We start from the raw sequence: 22,350 nt of genomic DNA on the forward strand, positions 1-22,350 counted from the left end.
CAACCGAAGCGTCGAAATGATTAATCAATCCTAACATGCATTATTTTGTAGAGGTTATTGTACCTTTAGCTTTAGACCCTACGTTTACGTATCGTATTAACGAGATGGAGTTTGACTTCATTCAAGTAGGTATGCGCGTAGCCGTGCCTTTCGGTCGAAACAAGGTGTATACGGCTTTGGTGGTAGAGAAGCACCATCGTCAGCCCGCCTTGTATGAAGCCAAGGATATTCATGAAATTATTGATGTTGAGCCCGTTGTAACACCAGCGCAAATTAAATTTTGGACCTGGTTGGCCGAATACTATATGTGTACGTTGGGTGATGTCTATAAAGGGGCTATGCCTTCGCGATTACTCTTAGAAAGCGAAACCATTATTCAATGGAATGACAAATCCGTTATCTCAGTAGAGGAATTAAATGATGCTGAATACTTGTTGTATGAGGCGATGCAAATTCAAGCGATCCTCAAATTAGACGAAGTTATCGCAATTTTAAATCGCAAAAAAGTATTTCCTGTCATCAATAGTTTATTGAGCAAAGGCGCTATTTTCTTACAAGAAGAAATGGTGGAAAAATATAGGCCGAAACAGATTCGCTATGTGCGATTGGCTGAAGCTTATACTCAAGAAGATGGCTTGACCAAGCTCATGGAAGTAGTGAGTCGAGCAGTAAAACAGCGAGAGTTGGTGTTGAAGTATTTTCAACTTCAAGCCATCCAAAAGAAACCCATTAGCGTCAAACAATTGATAGACGAAGGCGAGAGCAGTCAAGCAATCGTCAATGCTTTGATCGAAAAAGGCGTATTTGAAGCATACTATTTAAATCACGATCGCGTGATTTTTAATGAAGCAACGGCTGAGGGAATTCAATTGACCGATGACCAAAGCAAGGCGCTGTGGGAAATCGAACAACAATTTAAAGAAAAAGAAGTGGTGTTGTTACACGGAGTTACCGCATCTGGGAAGACTGAAGTGTACATCAAACTCATAGAAAAATATGTAGCGCAAGAAGGGCAAGTGTTGTTTCTTCTGCCAGAAGTGGGGATTAGTACTCAATTGGTACAGCGTTTGACTGCTTATTTCGGCAATCAAGTAGCGGTCTATCACTCGCGATACTCCCACAACGAGCGTTTAGAAGTGTGGAATCAAGTTTTGCAACAGTCGGAAAAAGCAAAAGTGATCCTTGGTACGCGATTATCCGTATTCTTGCCCTTTCAAGATTTGCGATTGGTTGTCATTGATGAAGAGCACGATTCCAACTACAAACAACACGATCCTGCTCCTCGTTATCACGGAAGGGATGCTGCTGTTGTACTGGCCATGCAACACAAAGCCAAAGTGTTGATGGGTTCGGCTACACCGAGCTTAGAAAGTTATTACAATGCCCATCAAAAAAAATACGGTCTCGTAGAGTTAACCAAGCGCTATACCAATGTATTGTTGCCAGATATCGTTTTAGTAGATATCAAAGACAAGTACAAGCGCAAACAAATGACGGGGCATTTTTCTGATCAGTTGATCGATGAGATAAATCAGGCCTTGTCGTTAGAAGAACAAGTCATTCTCTTTCAAAATCGCAGGGGATTTTCTCCTGTAGTGGAGTGTATGACTTGTGGAGCTGTGCCCGAATGTCCACATTGTGATGTGAGTTTGACCTATCATAAATACAGAAACGAACTGCGTTGCCATTACTGTGGCTATACGTTGCCTATGCCCAAACAATGTGTGCGTTGTCACAGTGTCGACTTGAATACCAAAGGATTTGGAACAGAACAAGTGGAGGAAGAGTTGAGAGAACTATTTCCCAACAAGCGTATTGGGCGTATGGATCAAGATACAACTAGGGGAAAATATGCGTATGAGAAGTTGATTGAATCCTTTGAAAATCGTCAAATTGATATTTTGGTAGGCACACAGATGCTAGCGAAGGGGTTTGATTTTGACAACGTCAATTTAGTGGGGATTATGAATGCCGATAACAGCTTATATCACCCAGATTTTAGAGCTCATGAACGCGCTTTTCAAATGATGACTCAGATTGCAGGACGTTCCGGTCGATTTGACAAGAAGGGAAAAGTAGTCATTCAAACGTTTAATCCCTATCACAACATCATTCAGCAGGTAACCAATTACGATTATAAGTCGATGTATAAAGAACAGATGTATGAACGTCATAATTTTCAATATCCGCCTTTTTATCGCTTGATTCGTTTGACCTTAAAACACCGCGATTTTGAAAAGTTGAGGGAAGCGTCTTTTTGGTTGTACAACAACTTGAAGGGGCAGTTGGGAATTCCTGTTTTAGGACCAGAAGAACCCGCTATTAATCGCATCCGAAACCAGTATATCCGCGTGATTTTAATCAAAATTCCACAGCAAGTGATGTTAAATCAAACCAAGGGGAACGTGAGGCGTATCCTAAAGAGTTTTGAATCGATCGGTGCTTATCGTTCGGTTCATGTAGTGGCTAATGTGGATTTTTATTAGCAACAAAAATAGGAGAGCGATAAATCGCTCTTTTTTTATGGAGGTTAAGTTGTATTTTTGTAGCTTGGACTAAGATTTTAAAAACAAAAGAACATGAGCCAACCCAAAATTGTAGTGTCAAAAGACGCAAGAGAAAGTCAAGATAATTACGACATCATCTATTCGAATATAACCTTCATCAATTTAATTCGCGAAGAAGCTGAAACAGAAGATCCGGAAGAAGACAACGTCGATGAATTAATTCCACATGATGCTTTTTTAAGCTACTATGTCGATTATTATTTGTCTCAGTATGAAAATGGGAATTTTTCCCAGTTTGTGTACAACACAGGAGCAGATTTAGAATTGATTGATTGGATTATCGAAGGATTGGAAAAAATGGGGTCAGTAGAACACCTGGCTTTGTTGAAAAAAAGGTTAGATGTATTAGAAAATATGGATGAGGTGGTGTTAGAAGCATTTGTTGAAAGCGATTACTTTGGAACCAATCCAACCCGCGATATTTTAAATGACGATGATTTCTTTAAGATAGAAGAGGACTTGATCGAGTTAAACGCCAATTGGTTGAAACAACATCCCGAACTACTAGCTTTATCCATTGATGAAATGTATGACTACGCAGAGCAATTGTTGGGTAAAAAAGTAGAACGCGAGTAAGGAAAACTCTTTTTTTCATTTAGAAAGAGTGAATGTCACAAAGATGTCGTAAGAATGACATGAGGTATTTGCTTGTCAATCATTAGGTTTGCTTGAAAATAAATAATGTGATTTACGATGTTAAACATGGAAGAACAGATGAAAAACCTTCGCATAGGTAAGGGCTATTCACAAGAAGAATTAGCGAATTTATCAGGATTATCGATCCGTACGATTCAACGCATTGAAAAGGGAGAAACTATTCCAAGAGGACATACCTTACATCGGTTAAGTGAGGTATTGGAGGTAGAAGTAAGTGAACTAGTCGCACAAGAAGAGCGAATCGCTGCAGCGCCAAAAAGTTCAGTACGCCCGATCTATCTCTTGGTTTTGATAGGTCTTGTAGTACCTCTAGGTAATGTGATTGGTCCCTTAATTGGGTGGAGTATATATAAAAAGGAAAGTGAAGTTGCTGATGTGATAGGTAAGAATGTGATTTTGACGCAATTGATTTATAGCTTGGTTACCAGTGCGTTAATTCTATATGCTGTTTTTACCAAATTGGATCAGCATCAAGGTTATGTATTTGAGTGGTTGATTGGTCTTGGTTTTGTTTTAGCAGTAATCAATTACAGCTTAGTTTTATATGCTGGTATTCAGTCAGAAGGGAAACGTAAAATGTATGTTCCTTTTTATAAAATGACGTATGTTTAGTTTGCTTTAGGTAGGACTGGACTAGTAGTACTTGTGTAAGAAGCTGTACTTGTTCAAAATAAAAACAAAAAAACTTTGGTAGATGTTATATAAAGTACTATTTTTGCACTCAATTTTATAACAAAATAAATTTTTATTTTATGAATCAATACGAAACTGTTTTCATCTTGAATCCCGTTTTATCTGAAACTCAGGTAAAGGAAACAGTACAGAAATTCGAAGAATTTCTTACATCAAGAGGAGCTGAAATGGTAGCTAAAGAGGATTGGGGCTTAAAAAAATTAGCTTACGAAATCCAACACAAGAAAAGTGGTTTTTATCACTTGTTTGAGTACAAAGTTGCTGGAGATGTAATCATCAACCTTGAAACAGAATTCAGACGTGACGAAAGAGTTATGCGTTTCTTAACTGTTGCTTTAGATAAACACGCTATATCTTGGGCTGAGAGAAGAAGAGAAAAATTAAAATCTAAAAAAGCTTAATTATTATGTCAACTATTGAGCAATCTGCAAAAGGAAAAAAAGACGGAGATATCAGATATCTAACGCCTTTAAACATAGAAACAAACAAAACTAAAAAGTATTGTCGTTTCAAAAAATCAGGAATCAAATACATCGATTATAAAGATGCTGATTTCTTATTAAAATTCGTAAACGAGCAAGGTAAAATTTTACCTCGTCGTTTAACTGGAACTTCTTTGAAATACCAAAGAAAAGTTTCTGTAGCGGTAAAAAGAGCTCGTCACTTAGCTTTAATGCCATACGTAGCGGATTTATTAAAATAATATAAAAAAAACAAGTTGTTGGTTTTCAACTTAGAAACCTAACTTCTTATTCAAAGGACATCAACATGGAAATTATCTTAAAACAAGACGTTCAAAAATTAGGATTTAAAGATGACGTAGTAACTGTAAAACCAGGATACGGACGTAACTATTTAATTCCTCAAGGACTTGCAGTTTTAGCTACTCCTTCTGCAAAGAAAGTATTAGCTGAAAACTTAAAGCAAAGAGCGCACAAAGAAGCTAAATTAATCGCTGATGCTAAAGTTGTAGCTGAGGCATTAAAAGCAATTGAAATCAAAATCGCGGTTAAAGCTGGTGGAGATAAATTGTTTGGTTCAGTAACAAACCAAGATTTAGCTGAAGTATTTGCTAAAAACGGACAAGAAGTAGACAAGAAATTTATTGCTTCAGGTGTTATCAAACGTTTAGGTAAATATAGTGCAACAGTACGTTTACACCGTGACGTAATTGTTGAAGTTGATTACGAAGTAATCGCTGAACAAGAGTAATTCACTTGAACGAGGTTAAACTTGTTCAATGGAAATATAACTTACAAAAAGCCTTCCTTTGGAAGGCTTTTTTTAGTTTATAGTAAACCGTAAATTATCTCTCATGGATATAAAAAAACGATTCGATCGCATTGTTAGTATTTTCATTCATCTGCAATCCAAGCCTGTTGTTACGGCTCAGGAATTAGCGGATCGATTTGATGTGAGTTTACGTACTATCTATCGGGATATTCGTTCCTTAGAGCAAGCAGGAGTGCCTATTTATAGCGAAGCTGGGGTTGGTTATTCTTTAGTAGATGGTTATAAGATACCGCCCACGCTTTTCACAAGAGAAGAAGCTTTGAGTTTTGCAGCTGCAGAGAAGATTATGCAAGTCTATGTGGATCAGGAATTAAACGATCACTTTGCATCGGCTTTGTTTAAGATGAAAGCTGTGTTGCGTTCCTCTCAAAAGGAAGAAGTATCGGACATTGCGCCTTCTATTGTGATGCGTTCTGACAAAACGATTTTCAATAAAAAAGTGCCTTCTGTGTTAGCTACGCTTTTTAAAAGTATTTCTCTCAAACAACAAGTGCAATTGGTCTATGTCAACGGAACAGAAAGCGAAGCTACTACGCGTACTTTAGAACCTATAGGCGTGTTCCATGAGAATAGTTTTTGGTATTTTATGGCGTATTGTCATTTGCGCGAATCCTATCGTCAGTTTCGATCAGACCGCATTCAATCCATTCAATTATTGGATGATGTCTTTACTCTCGATCACAAAGAATTGGCATTCTATCTGCCAACAAAAGTGGAGGAGCGAAACGTAAATGTACGTATTCTGGTTGATAAGCGCATGGCATCCTATTTGGTTTGGGATCGCAAGTACTACGGTTTTGTTGAAGAAATAGATCGAGGCGAACAGGTAGAAATGCACTTTAAAATGAAAGATTTTAACAATGGATTTCCGCGTTGGTTTCTGATGTTTGCTGACCAAGCTGAAATTTTAGAGCCTATAGCCTTACAAGAAAAAGTTGAAATGCTCCTGACAACGAGCTTGTCGAAACACAAAAAATAAAGTCCCTTCAATGAATTGAAAGGACTTTTATTGTTATAGCGTTTCCCAAAAATAAGGAGGTTCAATCCCCAAAGCGCGTAAATACACATAGGCTTGTCCGCGGTGGTGAATTTCATTGTCTATAAAATAGAAGATGTGTTGTTGGATTTTTAAATCGTATTCACCAAACAACACAAAGTTCTTTTGAAATTGTGCCTCCGATATGAGGGGGAACAATTCGTTAATCTTTGCCGTATCCGCATCCCATTGCTTTAAAAGCTCCTCTTTGGATTGAAAGGTCGGTTTTTCGTCTAATTTCTCGATTTTACCTGATGTAATCGACTGTAAAGACGGTACTGCAATGGCGATTAGTTCAGCGCACATTGCTGAAAAAGGACGCATTCCGCCGATGGTAAAGTTGAATAAATCCGGTTCTGGAAAAGCTTCAATAACTCTTCTTGTTAAATTTCTTTGGCCTTGCCAGTGCTGTAAAAGCTGCGCATTGGAAATAATTGTCGTGTGCATTTGTCGTATATTTTTCTTTGTTATACGGCAAATGTAAATGTTGAGATTGACAGCTGTTTGTCAGGAGTGATGGGTGTAATATTTATTTTTTATTTGGCTTAACAAAGGAAACAAAAAAATCCATTTTATAATTAGTATTTTTGTCTTTCAAAGCAATTATTATGAAGTATTCTCGTCTGACAAAAGAGCAATTTGAGGAGTTGCATCCGGAATTTGTAAATTTTTTAGCTGCACAGCAAATCGATAAAAATGAGTGGGATAAGATAAAAGAAGAAAGTCCAGCGATTGCCGAGCAAGAATTGGATGTTTTTTCTGATTTAATATGGGAGGGTGTCTTGACCAAAGCACAGTATTTGGAGCACTATTCTCGCAACCATATTTTCTTGTTTGGATTTGATGAGCAAACCATCAATACGATTGTGATTAAGACCTTACAGCAAGATATTGATTTCTTGACGCAAGAAGGGTTGCAGTGGTTATCTGAGGCTGTTTTTACAGCAGAAGTAGAAGTGAAACACGGCGGAAAGAATTTCGGTCCAGATCGCAATGCCGAGATTTTTGATATTATTCGTCAGGGGGCAATTCTAAGTGATGGCGTATTATATACTCAATTTAAAGAAATGTTGAAACTGTAAACAGGAAGTATGTCGGAGGTAAAAAATAAAATCGAAGCCCTTAGAAAGGAATTAAACCAGCATAATTACAACTATTATGTTTTAGATAATGCTACTATTTCCGATTTTGAGTTTGATCAAAAATTAAAGGAATTAGAAGCGCTAGAGCGCAAACACCCTGAGTTTTTTGACGCAGATTCACCTACACAGCGCGTAGGGGGAGCCGTGACAAAGAATTTTGAAACTGTTGTACACCGCAATCGCATGTATTCGCTGGACAATTCCTATTCTCAAGAAGATTTGTTGGATTGGGAAAAACGCATCCAAAAACTATTGGGTGATGTAGCGGTGGAATACACCTGTGAATTGAAGTACGACGGAGCTTCTATTAGTATAACCTATGAAGATGGGGTACTTGTACGTGCAGTTACCCGTGGAGATGGTATTCAAGGGGATGATGTGACCAACAACATCAAAACGATTAAATCGGTACCTATTCGATTAAAAGGGACAGATTATCCAAAGAGTTTTGATATTCGCGGGGAGATTATCTTGCCTTTTGCTGGTTTTGAGCGCATGAATCAAGAGTTAATTGAAATAGGAGAAACGCCCTACGCCAATCCGAGAAATACTGCTTCAGGTAGTTTGAAATTACAAGATAGTGCCGAAGTGGCAAAACGTCCTTTGGAGTGTTTGTTATACAACCTGACAGGGTCAGATTTGGGCATTGAAACCCAATACGAAGGCTTGGAAAAAGCGCGTCAGTGGGGCTTTAAAGTGCCTGCGGTTTCTAAACTAGCCAAAAACATAGACGAAGTATTGGAGTTTATCGCCTATTGGGATGTACACCGTCATGAGTTGCCTTATGAAACAGATGGTGTTGTGGTGAAAGTAAACTCACTGCACTATCAAGATGAACTTGGGTTTACTTCTAAATCCCCGCGTTGGGCTATTGCTTATAAATTTAAGGCAGAACAAGGGGAAACACTATTGGAATCAATTGTGTATCAAGTAGGGCGCACCGGAGCAATTACGCCAGTAGCTAACTTAGCACCTGTTCAATTGGCAGGAACTACAGTTCGTCGTGCCTCCTTGCACAATGCCGATCAAATAGCAAAATTAGATATTCGCGTTGGGGATTATGTTTACGTTGAAAAAGGAGGAGAAATTATCCCTAAAATTGTAGGGGTGAATACGGAGGTTCGTCCAAGTGATTCCCAACCGACAGTTTATATCAGTACATGTCCTGAATGTGATACTCCTTTAAAGCGAAATAAAGGAGAAGCACAGCATTACTGTCCTAATGTCTATGGATGTCCCCCTCAAATCGCTGGGCGAATTCAGCACTTTATCTCGCGCAAGGCAATGGATATTGAAGGCCTGGGAGAAGAAACTGTTGTTTTGCTGTACAAGAGTGGCTTGATTAAAGATTATGCCGATCTCTATGAGTTAAAAAAAGAAGATGTCTTGCCCTTAGAACGCATGGCTGAAAAGTCTGCAGATAATTTGATCAAAGGAATTGAAGCATCCAAGACGATCCCTTTTGAACGAGTACTATATGCGTTGGGTATCCGCTTTGTGGGTGAAACAGTAGCCAAAAAACTAGCCAATCACTATAAATCCATTGATGCATTGGCGGTTGCGCCTATGTTGGAAATGATGACGGTGGATGAAATTGGAGAGCGCATTGCACAAAGTGTTATTGATTTCTTTAGCAATGAGATCAACAAGCAAACTATTGAGCGCTTGAAAGCACACGGCCTTCAAATGGTATTAGAAGAAAAAGAATCAACTGTTGTATCGGATATTTTACAAGGGAAGACGATTGTTGTATCGGGCGTATTTACGCAAGTAAGCCGCGATGAATTAAAACAAATGATCGAAGACCACGGAGGAAAGAACGGAAGTTCAATTAGTTCGAAGACAGATTACGTTGTCGCAGGAGATAAAATGGGGCCATCAAAGCTTGAAAAAGCTAATCAATTGGGAATAACGATTTTGACGGAAGATGAGTTTTTAACTCTTATTAAATAATTTGTTGTTAAAGTAGCTCGTTTATTATTAGGCTTTTTCTAACTTTACTTCTTATCAAAGAATTATGTTTAGTACTTTCAAAAAGAAAACATTAAAAAAAGCGATTAATAAAGCGACCTTAGAGGGAGTGGAGTCGAATTACGATTTTCCTTTGCGCGTGATAGGCATATTAATCGAAAAAAGTGAAGTATCGAAAGTGGATGAATTAATTCAGTCCCTGCGTCAAAACGGCGCAAAAGCTGAACAGATATACGTATTGGTTTATACGGGATTGACAAAATCAAAGCAATTGTTAGATCCTTCTTTTAGCATGAAGGACTTTAGCATAATTGGCGATGTTCAAAATCAAGAAGTAAAAAAATTCATCGAGCAACCTTTTGACTTGTTGATTAATTTTTACGCAAAAGATATTGTACCTTTACTTTGGGTCAGTGCGAAATCGAAGGCGAAATTCAAAGTTGGAATAGCTGCCGTAACGCCAAGAATCAATCACTTTAGTTTGGAAATGCAGGAGTTACAAGCGGCTCCTTACATCAAACACTTAATGAATTATATAACTATTTTTAAAACGAAATAAACGACTATGCAATCGCTAAAAGGTACAGGAGTTGCTTTGGTAACTCCATTTAAAAAAGATCAGTCTGTAGATGTTGAAGCGCTACAACACTTGGTAAATTATGTAACTCAAGGAGGAGTGGAGTACCTTGTTGTTTTGGGAACAACAGGAGAATCCGCTACGTTAACACCAAGTGAAAAGGAGTTAGTCAAGCAGACGGTTAAGCAAGCGAATGCAGGAAAATTACCTTTAGTATTAGGAGTTGGTGGCAATAATACCGCTCAAGTTATGGAGGAGTTAAATCCTGAGAATTTAGCTGGGTTTGATGCTATTTTATCGGTTTCACCCTATTACAACAAACCGACACAAGAAGGAATTTATCAACATTTTAAGGCGATTGCGCAAAAGAGTAGTTTGCCTATTTTATTGTACAATGTACCGGGACGTACTGGAAGTAATATGAGCCCTAAAACGGTGGTTCGCCTAGCTAATGAATTTCCAAATATCGTTGGGATCAAAGAAGCAGCGGGTGACCTTGTACAAGGAATGGAGTTGATTAGACAATCAACTCGAAAAGATTTTCTCGTAATCTCTGGTGATGATGCAATTGCATTGCCTCTAGTTTTGGCAGGAGGAGCAGGAGTGATCTCGGTGATTGGACAAGGTATTCCTCAGCCGTTCTCAACCATGATTCGCTTGGGATTAGCAGGAAAAATAAGAGAAGCTTTTGACCTGCAATACCAAATGATGCCTATTATAGATATGATTTTCGAACAAGGAAATCCAGCAGGTATAAAAGCAGTACTTGCCCAGGCAGGCGTGATGGCTAATATATTGCGATTGCCATTGGTCGCTGTAGATCAAGATTTGGAACAGCGAATAGAAAAAGAATATATAAAACTCAAAAAGTAAAATTATGTTATCGAAAAAATTGCAAGATGCTTTAAACGGACAGATTAAAATAGAAGGAGATTCATCTCAAATTTATTTAGCGATGGCAACTTGGGCGGAAGTTCAAGGTTTTGAAGGAATCGCTTCTTTTATGTATGATCAATCCAACGAAGAGCGCACCCATATGCTTAAATTAATTAAGTATATCAATCAAAGAGGAGGAGAAGCGACTATACCAGCAGTTGCGAAGCCTGAATTGGATTACGCTTCATTTAAAACGCTTTTTACTCAACTTTTTGCACACGAAGTATTCGTGTCTAAGAGCATTAATGAATTGGTGCACATTGCCTTGGAAGAGCGCGATTATGCTACACACAATTTCTTACAGTGGTATGTTTCAGAACAAATTGAAGAAGAAGCAACTGCACGTACGATTTTAGATAAAATCAACCTGATTGGAGATGATAAAGGAGGGCTTTATCTATTCGACAATGATATGAAGAGCTTTAGAGGAGATGCGGGAGCAGCTGCAACTACCGTTTAATACTGCTATAAACACAGATAAAAAGATGCCTCTTAGGCGTCTTTTTATCTTTATTTTAGCGATATGTATAGCGAGAAAATGAATATTTACAAACAAAAGTCGGCCAAGTTTATTGTGTTTTTTGTTTGTGCTATGTTGATTTTTTTTAGTATCGTCACAGGAGACTATTGGTTCTTAGGTAGTTTACTTGTTTTTGTATTGGCGATCTATCTGTATACTGTTTCTTTTGACTATACGATTGGTCATACCCCAACATCACTTGTCTTTGGCGTGCGAAAAAAAAAGGAGATTCCCTTGGATACAATTCAAGAGATTAGCATAGAAAACATAGATTATACGGGGAAGTTTGGCGGTTACGGTTATCGTAAATTTGGCAAGCGTTCGGCTTATACGTTCAATGATTCAGGTAATTTCTTATGCGTAAAAACTGTAGATGGCCTGTATTTTCTCTCAATAGATAACAAAGCCTATTGGGTGGAGTGGCTAGATAAAAAGGTAGATTTAAGTCAGAAAGAATCAATTGATTACTAAAATATCTTGTTAAAGTAAAACAAAAAAGACCTTTTTTTCTTTTTAGTAAAGAAAGGTTTTTGTATAATGCAATTATATAACTAAATTTGCAGTTGCTTTTGAAGTGCTATAACTCAAGCAGTGATTGTTTAACACCGAATAAACCAAATGAAAAAATACATCGGATTATCTCTTTTAGCGTTAACTTTTGTAGGGTGTTCCCCTTTGCAAAAAGCTATGAAATCGGAAGATTTGGAATTTAAGACAAAAGTTGCAGATCAATATTATGAACAACAAAAGTATAGAAAAGCTATCCGATTATATGAGCAAGTAGAGACTTCGTTTAGGGGTCGACCAGATTATGAGGCGATGTATTTCAACTTTGCTGAAGCGACTTTTATAACAAAGGACTATATGTTAGCTGCTGAACGCTTCAAGTTATTTGCTGCGACCTATCCTAGAAGTGAGAAAAGAGAAGAAGCTTTGCTTAAAGAGATTAAATGTGGGGTAGAACTATCTCCTGTTTATTCTTTGGATCAAACCATTACAAATACAACAATCGACAAGCTGCAAAAGTTTATCGACCAATATCCGGGATCTAATTTCATTTTTGAAGCCAATTCGATCATGAGTCAGATGAACAAAAAGTTGGAGAAAAAGGCGTTTGAAAATGCAAAACAATTGAATACCATAGGGCCATATACGAGAAACTACGGTGCTGCGATTGTAGCGTTGGATAACTTTATCTATGACTATCCAGGGACAGAATTTAAAGAAGAAGCCTTGTTTTATAAATTAGATTCAGCCTACAAACTAGCGATGAATAGCGTGTACAGTAAAATGGAAGAGCGTTTGACCAATGCCAAGGGAATGTACGATGCCTTGGTGCGCTTTAATCCCGAAACTACATACAAAGAGAAAGCAGATGACATGCTTGAAGATATAAACACAGAATTACAAAAAATTTCAAAATAACCTAAGCGTAAAATGGATTTAAAGAAAACAACTGCTCCAGTAAACACAATTACTTATAACAAGAGTAAAATTGAAGAGCCAACTGGTAATATCTATGAAGCTATTACTATTATCGCAAAAAGAGCAAGTCAAATCAACGTTGAAATTAAAAACGAATTGATCGATAAGTTAGAGGAGTTCGCTACGAATAATGATAGCTTAGATGAAGTTTTTGAAAACAAGGAACAAATTGAAGTATCCAAGTTCTACGAAAAACAACCTAAAGCACAAGCATTAGCAGTTGAAGAATGGTTGGAAGGAAAAATTTCATACAAACAAGTTAACAAATAACATATACTATCATATGTCAGTGTTAAGCGGAAAAAAAATATTACTAGGTATAACTGGTGGAATTGCCGCTTATAAAACGGCAAATTTAGTACGTTTACTAATTAAAGCAGGTGCCGAGGTCCAAGTGATCATGACACCTGCTTCTCATCAATTTGTAACTCCATATACGCTTTCTACCTTATCAAAAAAACCTGTTTATACGCAGTTTTTTAATGCAGAAGAAGGAGGAACATGGAATAATCACGTAGAATTAGCGCTTTGGGCGGATTTGATGCTCGTAGCACCAGCCACAGCCAATGTATTAGCTAAGATGGCCAATGGCTTATGTGATAATTTACTATTAGCTGTGTACATGTCTGCGAAATGTCCGGTTTATCTAGCACCTGCTATGGACTTAGATATGTATATTCACCCCTCAACAGCAAAAAATCTTGCCACACTTACTTCCTACAATCACGTGATCATTCCCGCAGAAGAAGGAGAACTAGCCAGTGGTTTAATTGGAAGAGGAAGAATGGCTGAACCTGAGACTATTGTGTCAGTTTTAGAAGCTTCTTTGACCCAAAATTTACCTCTTCAAGGGAAAAAAGTTTTAATTACAGCCGGACCTACATACGAACCGATCGATCCTGTGCGTTTTATTGGAAATCACTCCTCTGGAAAAATGGGATACGATATTGCCAAAGAAGTAGCCAAACAGGGAGGTGAGGTAATTTTAGTCAGTGGTCCGACTAATCAAAAAATAGAGGACGCCCGTGTAGTTGTTGTCGATGTACTTTCTGCGCTCGATATGTATGAGGCCTGTCACCGTTATTTTGATCAAGTAGATGTAGTAGTCGCTGCAGCAGCTGTAGCAGATTATCGTCCCAAGGAAATTGCAACCCAAAAAATAAAAAAGAATGCCGAGGAATTTACCATCACCATGGATAAAAATCCGGACATTCTCGCTTCTTTAGGTGCAATCAAAAAACACCAATACCTGATTGGTTTTGCCTTGGAAACGGAAAATGAAGTGGAGCATGCCAAGCTGAAAATTACCAAGAAGAATTTAGATCTAATTGTGCTAAATTCACTTAATGATACAGGAGCAGGTTTTGGAAAACCAACCAATAAGGTTACCTTTATCGATAAGGCTTTTGCGGTAGAACCTATGGAGCTCAAATCAAAAGAGGAGGTCGCTCAAGATATTGTCAATAAAATCATTCAACACTATGAATAAACTTTTTGGACTTTTCGCTTGTTTTTTTCTTTGGATCGCTACGAGCCAAGCCCAAGAACTAAACGCCAATGTCAGTGTGAATTTTGCACAAGTTGGAAATACACATCAAAACTATTTCCGAACGCTAGAAAAGTCTTTAAAAGAATTGCTGAATCAAACCAACTGGAGTTCACAACGCGTGAATCCCAATGAAAAAATCGACTGTACTTTTTTGTTAACGGTAAGCTCTTTTGACAATAATGCCAATGTATCAGGAACGTTGCAAGTGCAATTTGGACGACCAGTTTTTAATACAACTTATAGTAGTCCAGTGTTGAATTTCAACGACAAAGACATCGCTTTTAGTTATACGGAATTTGAACCGCTTCGCTATAGTGCAGGCAGTTATGAATCCAATCTTATTTCCTTGATTTCGTTTTATGTCAATATTATCTTGGGCATGGATAGCGATACGTTTTCCAAAGAAGGCGGTACGGCCTACTATCAAGAAGCATCACTGATTGCCTCTATGGCACAACAATCCAACGCAAAGGGATGGAAACAAGGGGATGGAACCAATACGCGTTATGTTTTGGTGAATGATTTGTCTTCAGGTGCTAGCAAGCCTTTTAGAGAAGCGCTGTACAACTATCACCGCCTTGGATTAGATCTAATGAGTGAAGGGGTAGAACAAGGCAGAAATGGCGTATTTCAGGGGTTAAACGATTTAAGACAATACAATGCAGTGCGATCAAATGCCTTCTTAATTCGCGTATTCTTCGATACAAAAACGGAGGAATTGGTAAACTTATACAGTGGGGTTACCGATCCAAACAAGAAGCGAGTAGTTGAAATTTTACACGCAATATCTCCCTTAAATGCTTCGAAGTGGAATAATTTATAAGTATCTTTCCATTGTAAAATAAAATAGTCTCGAATTATGCTTACTTCTTTGAGTATAAAAAACTTCGCATTAATTGACCATTTAGAAATTGATTTTTTTAATGGTTTTTCTATTATTACTGGTGAGACAGGCGCTGGAAAATCAATTGTTTTAGGTGCATTAGGCCTATTGCAAGGAAAACGTGCCGATTTGGGATCACTGAAAAATAAGGAAGAGAAATGCGTGATTGAAGGACAATTTAGCGTTGATCCTTATAAATTGGAAGAACTATATTCTTTTTTGGATATGGATTACGAGCCTGTAACCATTATTCGAAGAGAGATTTTACCTTCTGGAAAATCAAGAGCTTTTGTCAATGACTCTCCTGTAAATTTAACGGATTTGCAAGAGTTGAGTGCGGTTCTACTCGATATTCACTCTCAACATCAAACGAGTGAATTAAGTGAGGAAACGTATCAAATCAAGGTGATTGACGCTATAGCAAAGAATGAAGAAACTTTAGAGGAGTACCAAAAATACCTCAAACAATATAAAACAGCGCTTGCTTCACTCCAGCAATTAAAAGAAGACGAAGTAGAATTGTTGAAGGAACAAGACTACCATGCTTTTTTGTTGGAAGAATTGGTGGCTGCTCAACTGTCGACCATTGATCAGGCGGAGTTAGAAAGTGAATTCGAAAAATTAAACAATGTCGAACATGTACGCGAGAGTTTTGCGCTTGCGACTCAGTTGTTAAGCGCAGATCAAGTAGGGGTAATTCAAGGCTTAAAAGAGTTGAGACAAACCTTGCAAAAGACAGCGACAGTTTCTAAAGACTACGAAGAGCTATACAATCGCGTTGTGAGTGCAGAAATTGAATTGGCTGATTTAGCTAATGAAATAGAACGCGAAGTGGATCACGTGGTGTTGGATCCAGAGCGTCTAACTGTCGTGCATGAGCGCTTACAAATGTTGTATGCCCTACAGAAAAAACATCAGGTCAATACGGTTGAAGAGTTACTGTCCATTGAGGCAGATTTAAACGACAAAGTTTTTCAAGTTGGCGACATACAGGAGAAAATCCTTGCTGTTGAAAAAGAAATTGCCACGTTATTGGTCAAATTAGATGAATTGGCTGCTGTATTGTCACAAGCAAGACAACAAGCCATTCCAGCCTTGAGCGATCAATTGGTTGAAATATTAACTTTGGTGGGAATGCCACATGCGACCTTCCAGTTCGATTTTAAAACAGTAGATCACTACCTAAACAACGGAAAAGATCAAATGCAATTGCAGTTTTCTGCAAATAAGGGGATGGATTACGGCTTGCTTAAAAAAGTGGCTTCAGGGGGAGAATTATCGCGTATTATGTTAGCCATTAAGGCGATTTTAGCGCGTTATTCCAACTTGCCTACCATTATTTTTGACGAAATTGATACAGGGGTATCTGGAGAGGTAGCGGATAAAATGGGGGTAATCATGAAAGACATGAGTACACTTATGCAGGTGTTCGCCATTACTCACTTACCGCAAATCGCCGCAAAAGGTCACCAACATTATAAAGTGTTTAAGGCCTCTGAAGGAGACTCTACCACATCTAAACTGATTCAACTAAATCCCGAACAACGCATAGAGGAAATTGCTCAAATGCTGTCAGGAAAAGATATTACAGCTTCTGCTTTACAACACGCAAAGGAGTTGTTGAATAGTTAACGGTAAACATAAAAAAAAAGCGACTACAGTCGCTTTTTTTATTACGGCTTCGGTTGCTCGAAGATTGTGTGAATTGTTTTTTGTTTCTCAATAATTCGGAAGTATCCCAACGCTTCTTTTTCTGGTGTGGTTATATTTTTGACATTTCCAATAATTCGACCACTTGGCACTTGAAAAGGTCCACCACCATTGCTAATGGCATCGAAAAAACTCATGGCAAAATCGTAGTAATTTCGCGATATCTGTGCGAGTTCAATTTCTACTTTTTCTCCTGGTTTCGCATCTTCATCTACAATGTAAAGGGATTCCATGCGATTGCCAATGGAGTATTCGTTTGATACTACGCGGGGTTGAGGAGCTTTCTTTTCATAGTGGTAATACAAATAGTAGTAATTCAAGTTCTCATTCACACGAGGCGTGTCCTGATAGTATACGCGTAATACATAGTAATCTTTGTCGAAGTATTTTTCTCTTTTTTGCGTAATCTCTAAGATCTCCGGACTTGCGATATATTGCTCTTTTGCTTCGTAAATATCGTTGTCATATTCAATGTGCAATTTAAAAACTGCTCCATCGGTTGGTTTTTCTATTTCTGTGGAATAATAGATTCCCGTTTTTTCCAATTCTAGGAATGGATATTTAGTACCAGTAGGATCTTCTACCCAAACAACTGCATTGTTAACAGGGGGGATTTCCGGATTAAAGTAATCCGTTGTTAGGCTCAATTTTACATAAGCAGGCATTATCGTATCGGAAACGGGATTGCGCTCAAAATCTAAATTGGCTTCCACAACTAATCTAGGTTCTGCAGTGGGTAAATCAATATCAATGATTTCTGTGCAAGAAGTCAAAGACAGCAGGAGTAAGAATATAATAGAATAGATTGCTTTCATTTGTTTAGAATTTAAAATTGTAAGTAACACTTGGTACTAATCCGAAGATAGACATTTTTTCAGCCTCATTTTTTCCGCGAATATCTTCATTTTCTCTAAAGGAGATCGAAGCAGCGTTGTATCTGCTATACAGGTTGTAGATTCCAAATACCCATTCCCCTTTCCAGCGTTTTGTCGAGTCTGGGTTGGGTGTATAGGTAGCAGAGATATCCAAATGGTGATAGGCAGGCATTGTATTTGCGTGGCGGTCTCCAAATTTTGGAACGCGTAGTCCTAAATATTCATATTGTCCTTCCGGATAGGTAATTGGACGACCAGATTGCAAGGTGAAACTAGCGCCAAAAGACCATTTTGGGTTTAATTCATACATAGCAGTAATAGATAAATCGTGTAATTTATCATAAGAAGCTCTATACCAATTTCCGTTGTTGATTCCTGGTTCGCCTGCTGTTCTGCCAGGTGTTCGTTGCTCTGCTCTTGATAAGGTATAAGCAACCCATCCTGTCAATTTCCCTATGTTTTTTCTAACTAATACTTCTAAACCATAAGCGCGTGCTTCTCCGTTGAGAATAACGCGTTCGATCGCTTCATTTCCTACTAGTTGTGCGCCGTCTATATAGTCAATGCTATTTTTTACTTTTTTAAAGAACACTTCTGTCTCTAAGCTGTATTTACCATCCGCAAAGTTCTGAAAATACCCCAATGCTACTTGATCTGCAAGTTCGGGATCGGTGTATTTACCACTTGGCGTCCAAATATCCAAAGGCGTTGGTGCTGCCGTATTAGACATCAAGTGAATGTATTGGGTCATGCGGTTGTAGCTTGCCTTAATGGATTGATTGTCATTGAGTATATAGGCAACGCCAATTCGAGGTTCTATATTGTTGAACTGTTCGATTGATTTATTTTTCTTGTAATAGGTCGTTTCTAAAATATCTGCCATTTTGTAGACGCCCAATTCGCTGTCGTATCGAACAGGTTGATTGTTGGCATATACGTGTTCAACTCCCTTTCCTTTGGCGTTGAAATGAGAAAAACGAAGTCCGTAGTTCACGCTAAAATGCTGACCGAAATTTTGTTCAGCTTCTACGTAAACACTGCTTTCTGAAGCATACTTATTGTCTATTTTCTTGTAGTTGATCGAAGAATCACTTGTTGTTGGTTTGATGGTTCCAGGATAGAAAATGTATGCTGTATGCCCAACACCATAGCGCAATTGCAAGGCCGGGTTAATGTCGTGTAAGAAATCATATCTTCCTTGCATACTCTTAATCCCATTGGTCCAGTTAAATCCAACTAAATCCAAATCGAGGTCATAATCATACTGACTCGTTGTTAACGATAAATTACCTGTTAATTTATCGCTGTATAAGGTTCTCCAATCTAAGGTAACAGCTAGGTTTCCAAAGCTGTTTTTCATCAGATCAGTAAAACTAAAAATATCTCTACCGTAATAAGCAGAAAAATTGATTTTATTCTTTTCATTGATATCAAAACTCAACTTGGTGTTGATGTCGTAGAAGTAAGCGGAGTTTTTGTTATCGGTAAGTTTGAGAAATAAATGGGCGTAAGAGCCACGTCCAGCAATGAGGAAAGACGACTTGCCTTTTTGGATTGGTCCTTCGGCTAGAAGGCGGCTTGAGATAACACCAATTCCTCCTTCAAATGAATAATCATTTTTATTGCCGTCTTTTTGATAAACGTCGAGCACAGAAGAAGCTCTTCCTCCGAAGCGAGCGGGAATTCCCCCTTTGTACAGTTTTAAATCTCGGATGGCATCTGCATTAAAAATGGAAAAGAACCCAAAGAGGTGAGAAGAGCTGTACACACTAGCCTGATCTAATAGGACCAAGTTTTGTCCTGCACTTCCCCCGCGAACATTAAAACCCGCAGCACCTTCTCCCGCATTGGTAACTCCAGGCAATTGAAGAATCGACTTTAAAATATCCGTTTCTCCCATCACGACGGGAATTTTCTTTATCTCTTCAGTGGTCATTTTATTGACACTCATTTCAGGTTTTCGAATATCTGCTTTGTTTCTATTCTGTACAATAACCACCTCAGATAGTTCAGATGAATCCGTTTTGAGTACAAAATTGAGGGTTTGGTCTTTGGTTACCTGAATAGTCGTCACGCGATCAATGTAGCCAATATAGGATACTTTTAAGGTATAAGATCCTTCTTTTAACTCGATCGAATAGTATCCCTTTTCATTGGTAATTACACCATTATTGATTTCATCAATATAAATAGTCGCTCCGATTAAAGGTTCCTGCTCGTCTTTGATTGTCCCTTGTAAGAGGTAAGCAGATTGTCCATGCATCCCCAGGGTAATAAAAAACAGAATAAAGGAAAGGAAAATCTTTCCACGTTGACAATATAGCATCGTATTTTATGATTTATTTGTATGCGAAAGTAACTAAGTTTCTTCTCTTTATTACCGTTACTTATACAAAAAACAAAACTTTTATCTTAATGGTCTTTATATAAGTTTTTTGCAATCAATGTGTTGGAATTCTTATCTTTATTCCATAAAGTAGTTGAGATGTGGAGATGGTATTCTAATATATGGTATCGAAATATTTTTGGGCTGTTTACTTTGTGCTTAATCTTTGGCTTTATTCAATATACGAGCTTGGGAAACAAAAGTATTCGAGAAATTTTGGCGGAAATGGTACCCGCCATTGCACTAATTTATGCACTGATATACGTCAATAACGTCTTTGTTATTAAACGGTTTTTACTGACTAAGAAATACGAGTCTTTCTTGCTTTGGTTTTCTGTTTATTTAGTGATTGGTGTTTTTTGTTTAAGTCAATATGCTATTTATGTAGGTGAATTTAAATCTTTGATTCTCGAAATTGTCAATACGTTATTTTTTACCATTTTGGGTACGGGAACGTATTTTATTCACCAATGGGCCTTTCAAAATATAACCTTACGCGAGAGAAAATTAGCGAATACTGTTGCGGAGTTGGAATTTTTGAAGATGCAGCTCAACCCTCATTTTTTGCTCAATGCGATGAATAACTTATATGGGGAAGCACTGACAAACCCCACCGATACACCCAATCGAATCTTACAACTCTCACATTTATTTCGCTATCAAATTGAGGCAAGTAAAAAGGAAGAAGTCCACCTTGATTTGGAAATTGACTTTGTAAATGAATACTTGGATTACTATAAGTTCACCAGCGATTCTTTAGTAGTTGAGAGTGAATATAGTGGAAATTTAGAGGCCTATTATGTTCCGCCACTCTTGTTTTTTAGCTTGGTCGAAAATGCTGTAAAATTTAGTTTACAAACAGAAGAACCATATATTTTAATTCGCTGGAAAGAAGAGGGAGGAAAAATATTTTTTGAAATCAGCAATAGTTGTCTGCTAAAAGAAAGGCAAAAACAAGGTACGGGTTTGGGATTAAGCAATTTGAGAAGGCGATTGGAAGTTTCGGGAATACAAGCGCACTTCAGCGTAGAGGAACAAAAAAATAGTTATAAAGCAAAACTTACATTATGGGGACTACATACACCTGTTTAATTGTAGATGATGAAAAACCGGCACATCAAGTATTGATGAGTCATATTAGTCAATGTGAAGATTTAGAATGCGTAGGCAATGCCTTTTCAGGGCGGGAAGCATTGGCTTTTTTGCAGAAACACGAAGTTGATATTTTGTTGTTGGATATTAATATGCCCCTAATTTCAGGTTTGGAACTCCTAGATATGGTTGCCGTAAAACCCGTGACGATTATCACAACAGCATACTCTGATTTTGCGTTAGAATCGTATGAAAAAGATGCGGTAGACTATTTGTTGAAACCTATTTCTTTTGGCAAGTTTTTAAAAGCCATCGAAAAAGCTAAAATTTTCTGCAAGAATCGAAGAGAATCTACCGGTGAAGTGCAGGAAAATATATTGAAAATTCGCGAGGATGGTTTAGATATTTCCATTGATGTGGATGAAATTATCTTTATAGAAAGTGCAGGAAACTACATCAAGATTTTCGTTGAGCATCGCAGTAAGAGCTATTTTGTTTATGGATCGCTAATTAGTATCAAGACAGAATTGCCTGATCACTTTATTCAAGTGCATCGATCGTTTATTGTAAACCGAAAACAAATCGTCAAAAAAGAATTGGGCAAGGTAACCCTGCACACCAATATTGAGATACCAGTAGGAAGAAAGTATCAGATTCTCATTGAATAATGAAAAGGAAATTTGTGTGTTTTTGTCAAACACTTGATCTGCTTTTAAGGGGGTAGGGCTATCTACAAAAAGCTAGCTGAACTAGAAAGGAGATATTTTTGATTTTTTTAATTTTCGTTGTCCGAGTATACAGAGGGCAAGGCAGGCGAGAGCGAGGGTAAGGGTACCAATTTCCAAGGTTTGTTTATAGAGTAATTGGTCGATATTTTGGACTAATAGGATCAAGCCGACGACCAAGAATAAAAAGGAGATGCTCCGTAATAAAGCAGTTGTAAAACGATTCATAATGAAACTATTTATAGGTTAATAG

Annotated in this window: 23 protein-coding genes; 20 read left to right on the forward strand and 3 right to left on the reverse strand. The window is 37.8% G+C overall.

What is annotated here, in order from left to right; genetic code table 11:
• The first annotated feature begins 35 nt into the window (after positions 1-35).
• From priA to H4K35_RS09735, 7 genes are all read left to right on the forward strand, one after another.
• A complete protein-coding gene (gene priA / locus H4K35_RS09705; RefSeq protein ID WP_182627408.1) occupies positions 36-2,486 on the forward strand; it encodes a primosomal protein N' in 2,451 nt (816 codons plus the stop codon).
• Between the two features lie 93 nt (positions 2,487-2,579).
• Complete coding sequence (locus H4K35_RS09710; protein ID WP_182627410.1) at positions 2,580-3,143, forward strand: DUF4375 domain-containing protein; 564 nt, start codon at positions 2,580-2,582, stop codon at positions 3,141-3,143.
• Between the two features lie 117 nt (positions 3,144-3,260).
• The gene (locus H4K35_RS09715; protein ID WP_182627411.1) at positions 3,261-3,836 is read left to right on the forward strand and encodes a helix-turn-helix domain-containing protein; all 576 of its coding nucleotides are present in this window, start codon (positions 3,261-3,263) and stop codon (positions 3,834-3,836) included.
• A 140-nt stretch (positions 3,837-3,976) separates the two neighbouring features.
• Positions 3,977-4,318 (forward strand): 30S ribosomal protein S6, encoded by a 342-nt coding sequence (gene rpsF / locus H4K35_RS09720; protein ID WP_002987044.1) that lies wholly within the window; start codon positions 3,977-3,979, stop codon positions 4,316-4,318.
• A 5-nt stretch (positions 4,319-4,323) separates the two neighbouring features.
• Positions 4,324-4,620 (forward strand): 30S ribosomal protein S18, encoded by a 297-nt coding sequence (rpsR, locus tag H4K35_RS09725; protein WP_002987043.1) that lies wholly within the window; start codon positions 4,324-4,326, stop codon positions 4,618-4,620.
• Between the two features lie 65 nt (positions 4,621-4,685).
• Positions 4,686-5,129, forward strand: coding sequence for a 50S ribosomal protein L9 (rplI, locus tag H4K35_RS09730; protein WP_182627414.1), 444 nt, complete (start codon positions 4,686-4,688; stop codon positions 5,127-5,129).
• A 103-nt stretch (positions 5,130-5,232) separates the two neighbouring features.
• A complete protein-coding gene (locus H4K35_RS09735; protein ID WP_182627416.1) occupies positions 5,233-6,189 on the forward strand; it encodes a YafY family protein in 957 nt (318 codons plus the stop codon).
• Positions 6,190-6,222: 33 nt separating this feature from the next.
• Here H4K35_RS09735 and H4K35_RS09740 read toward each other — a convergent pair whose 3' ends face one another.
• Positions 6,223-6,693, reverse strand: a complete 471-nt coding sequence (locus H4K35_RS09740) for a DinB family protein (RefSeq protein WP_182627418.1) — start codon at positions 6,691-6,693, stop codon at positions 6,223-6,225.
• 161 nt (positions 6,694-6,854) lie between these two features.
• On the opposite strand from H4K35_RS09740, the gene H4K35_RS09745 reads away from it, so the two are divergent.
• From H4K35_RS09745 to recN, 11 genes are all read left to right on the forward strand, one after another.
• A complete protein-coding gene (locus H4K35_RS09745) occupies positions 6,855-7,328 on the forward strand; it encodes a DUF6495 family protein (protein WP_182627420.1) in 474 nt (157 codons plus the stop codon).
• Positions 7,329-7,337: 9 nt separating this feature from the next.
• Positions 7,338-9,341 carry an NAD-dependent DNA ligase LigA gene (gene ligA, locus H4K35_RS09750; protein WP_182627421.1) on the forward strand — a complete coding sequence of 668 codons (2,004 nt, stop codon included), beginning with the start codon at positions 7,338-7,340 and terminating at the stop codon, positions 9,339-9,341.
• A 64-nt stretch (positions 9,342-9,405) separates the two neighbouring features.
• A complete protein-coding gene (locus tag H4K35_RS09755; RefSeq protein ID WP_182627424.1) occupies positions 9,406-9,918 on the forward strand; it encodes a hypothetical protein in 513 nt (170 codons plus the stop codon).
• Positions 9,919-9,924: 6 nt separating this feature from the next.
• Positions 9,925-10,809, forward strand: a complete 885-nt coding sequence (gene dapA / locus H4K35_RS09760; RefSeq protein WP_182627426.1) for a 4-hydroxy-tetrahydrodipicolinate synthase — start codon at positions 9,925-9,927, stop codon at positions 10,807-10,809.
• Positions 10,810-10,813: 4 nt separating this feature from the next.
• Complete coding sequence (locus tag H4K35_RS09765) at positions 10,814-11,332, forward strand: ferritin (protein ID WP_182627428.1); 519 nt, start codon at positions 10,814-10,816, stop codon at positions 11,330-11,332.
• A 132-nt stretch (positions 11,333-11,464) separates the two neighbouring features.
• Positions 11,465-11,863 (forward strand): hypothetical protein, encoded by a 399-nt coding sequence (locus tag H4K35_RS09770; protein WP_255492419.1) that lies wholly within the window; start codon positions 11,465-11,467, stop codon positions 11,861-11,863.
• A 147-nt stretch (positions 11,864-12,010) separates the two neighbouring features.
• Complete coding sequence (locus H4K35_RS09775; protein WP_182627430.1) at positions 12,011-12,817, forward strand: outer membrane protein assembly factor BamD; 807 nt, start codon at positions 12,011-12,013, stop codon at positions 12,815-12,817.
• Positions 12,818-12,829: 12 nt separating this feature from the next.
• Positions 12,830-13,147, forward strand: a complete 318-nt coding sequence (locus H4K35_RS09780; protein ID WP_182627432.1) for a DNA-directed RNA polymerase subunit omega — start codon at positions 12,830-12,832, stop codon at positions 13,145-13,147.
• Between the two features lie 13 nt (positions 13,148-13,160).
• On the forward strand, positions 13,161-14,366 hold the full coding sequence (gene coaBC, locus H4K35_RS09785) for a bifunctional phosphopantothenoylcysteine decarboxylase/phosphopantothenate--cysteine ligase CoaBC (RefSeq protein WP_182627434.1): 1,206 nt from the start codon (positions 13,161-13,163) through the stop codon (positions 14,364-14,366).
• The gene (locus H4K35_RS09790; protein WP_182627436.1) at positions 14,359-15,249 is read left to right on the forward strand and encodes a DUF4835 family protein; all 891 of its coding nucleotides are present in this window, start codon (positions 14,359-14,361) and stop codon (positions 15,247-15,249) included. The genes coaBC and H4K35_RS09790 overlap by 8 nt, the downstream gene beginning before the upstream one ends.
• A gap of 36 nt (positions 15,250-15,285) precedes the next feature.
• Positions 15,286-16,941 (forward strand): DNA repair protein RecN, encoded by a 1,656-nt coding sequence (recN, locus tag H4K35_RS09795; RefSeq protein WP_182627439.1) that lies wholly within the window; start codon positions 15,286-15,288, stop codon positions 16,939-16,941.
• Positions 16,942-16,982: 41 nt separating this feature from the next.
• Here the strand turns inward: recN and H4K35_RS09800 are convergent, their stop codons facing one another.
• A complete protein-coding gene (locus H4K35_RS09800) occupies positions 16,983-17,834 on the reverse strand; it encodes a DUF4249 family protein (protein ID WP_182627441.1) in 852 nt (283 codons plus the stop codon).
• Positions 17,835-17,838: 4 nt separating this feature from the next.
• On the reverse strand, positions 17,839-20,220 hold the full coding sequence (locus tag H4K35_RS09805; protein WP_182627443.1) for a TonB-dependent receptor: 2,382 nt from the start codon (positions 20,218-20,220) through the stop codon (positions 17,839-17,841).
• Positions 20,221-20,379: 159 nt separating this feature from the next.
• Between H4K35_RS09805 and H4K35_RS09810 the strand changes: the two genes are divergently transcribed.
• Together H4K35_RS09810 and H4K35_RS09815 are read left to right on the forward strand one after the other, a co-directional pair.
• Entirely contained in the window at positions 20,380-21,372 is a 993-nt protein-coding gene (locus tag H4K35_RS09810; RefSeq protein ID WP_255492420.1) for a sensor histidine kinase, read from the forward strand.
• Positions 21,348-22,040, forward strand: coding sequence for a LytTR family DNA-binding domain-containing protein (locus H4K35_RS09815; RefSeq protein ID WP_182627445.1), 693 nt, complete (start codon positions 21,348-21,350; stop codon positions 22,038-22,040). Before H4K35_RS09810 ends, H4K35_RS09815 begins: the two co-directional genes overlap by 25 nt.
• The last annotated feature ends 310 nt before the right edge of the window (positions 22,041-22,350 follow it).

The organism is Myroides sp. NP-2 (assembly GCF_014145665.1).
Lineage (GTDB): Bacteria > Bacteroidota > Bacteroidia > Flavobacteriales > Flavobacteriaceae > Flavobacterium.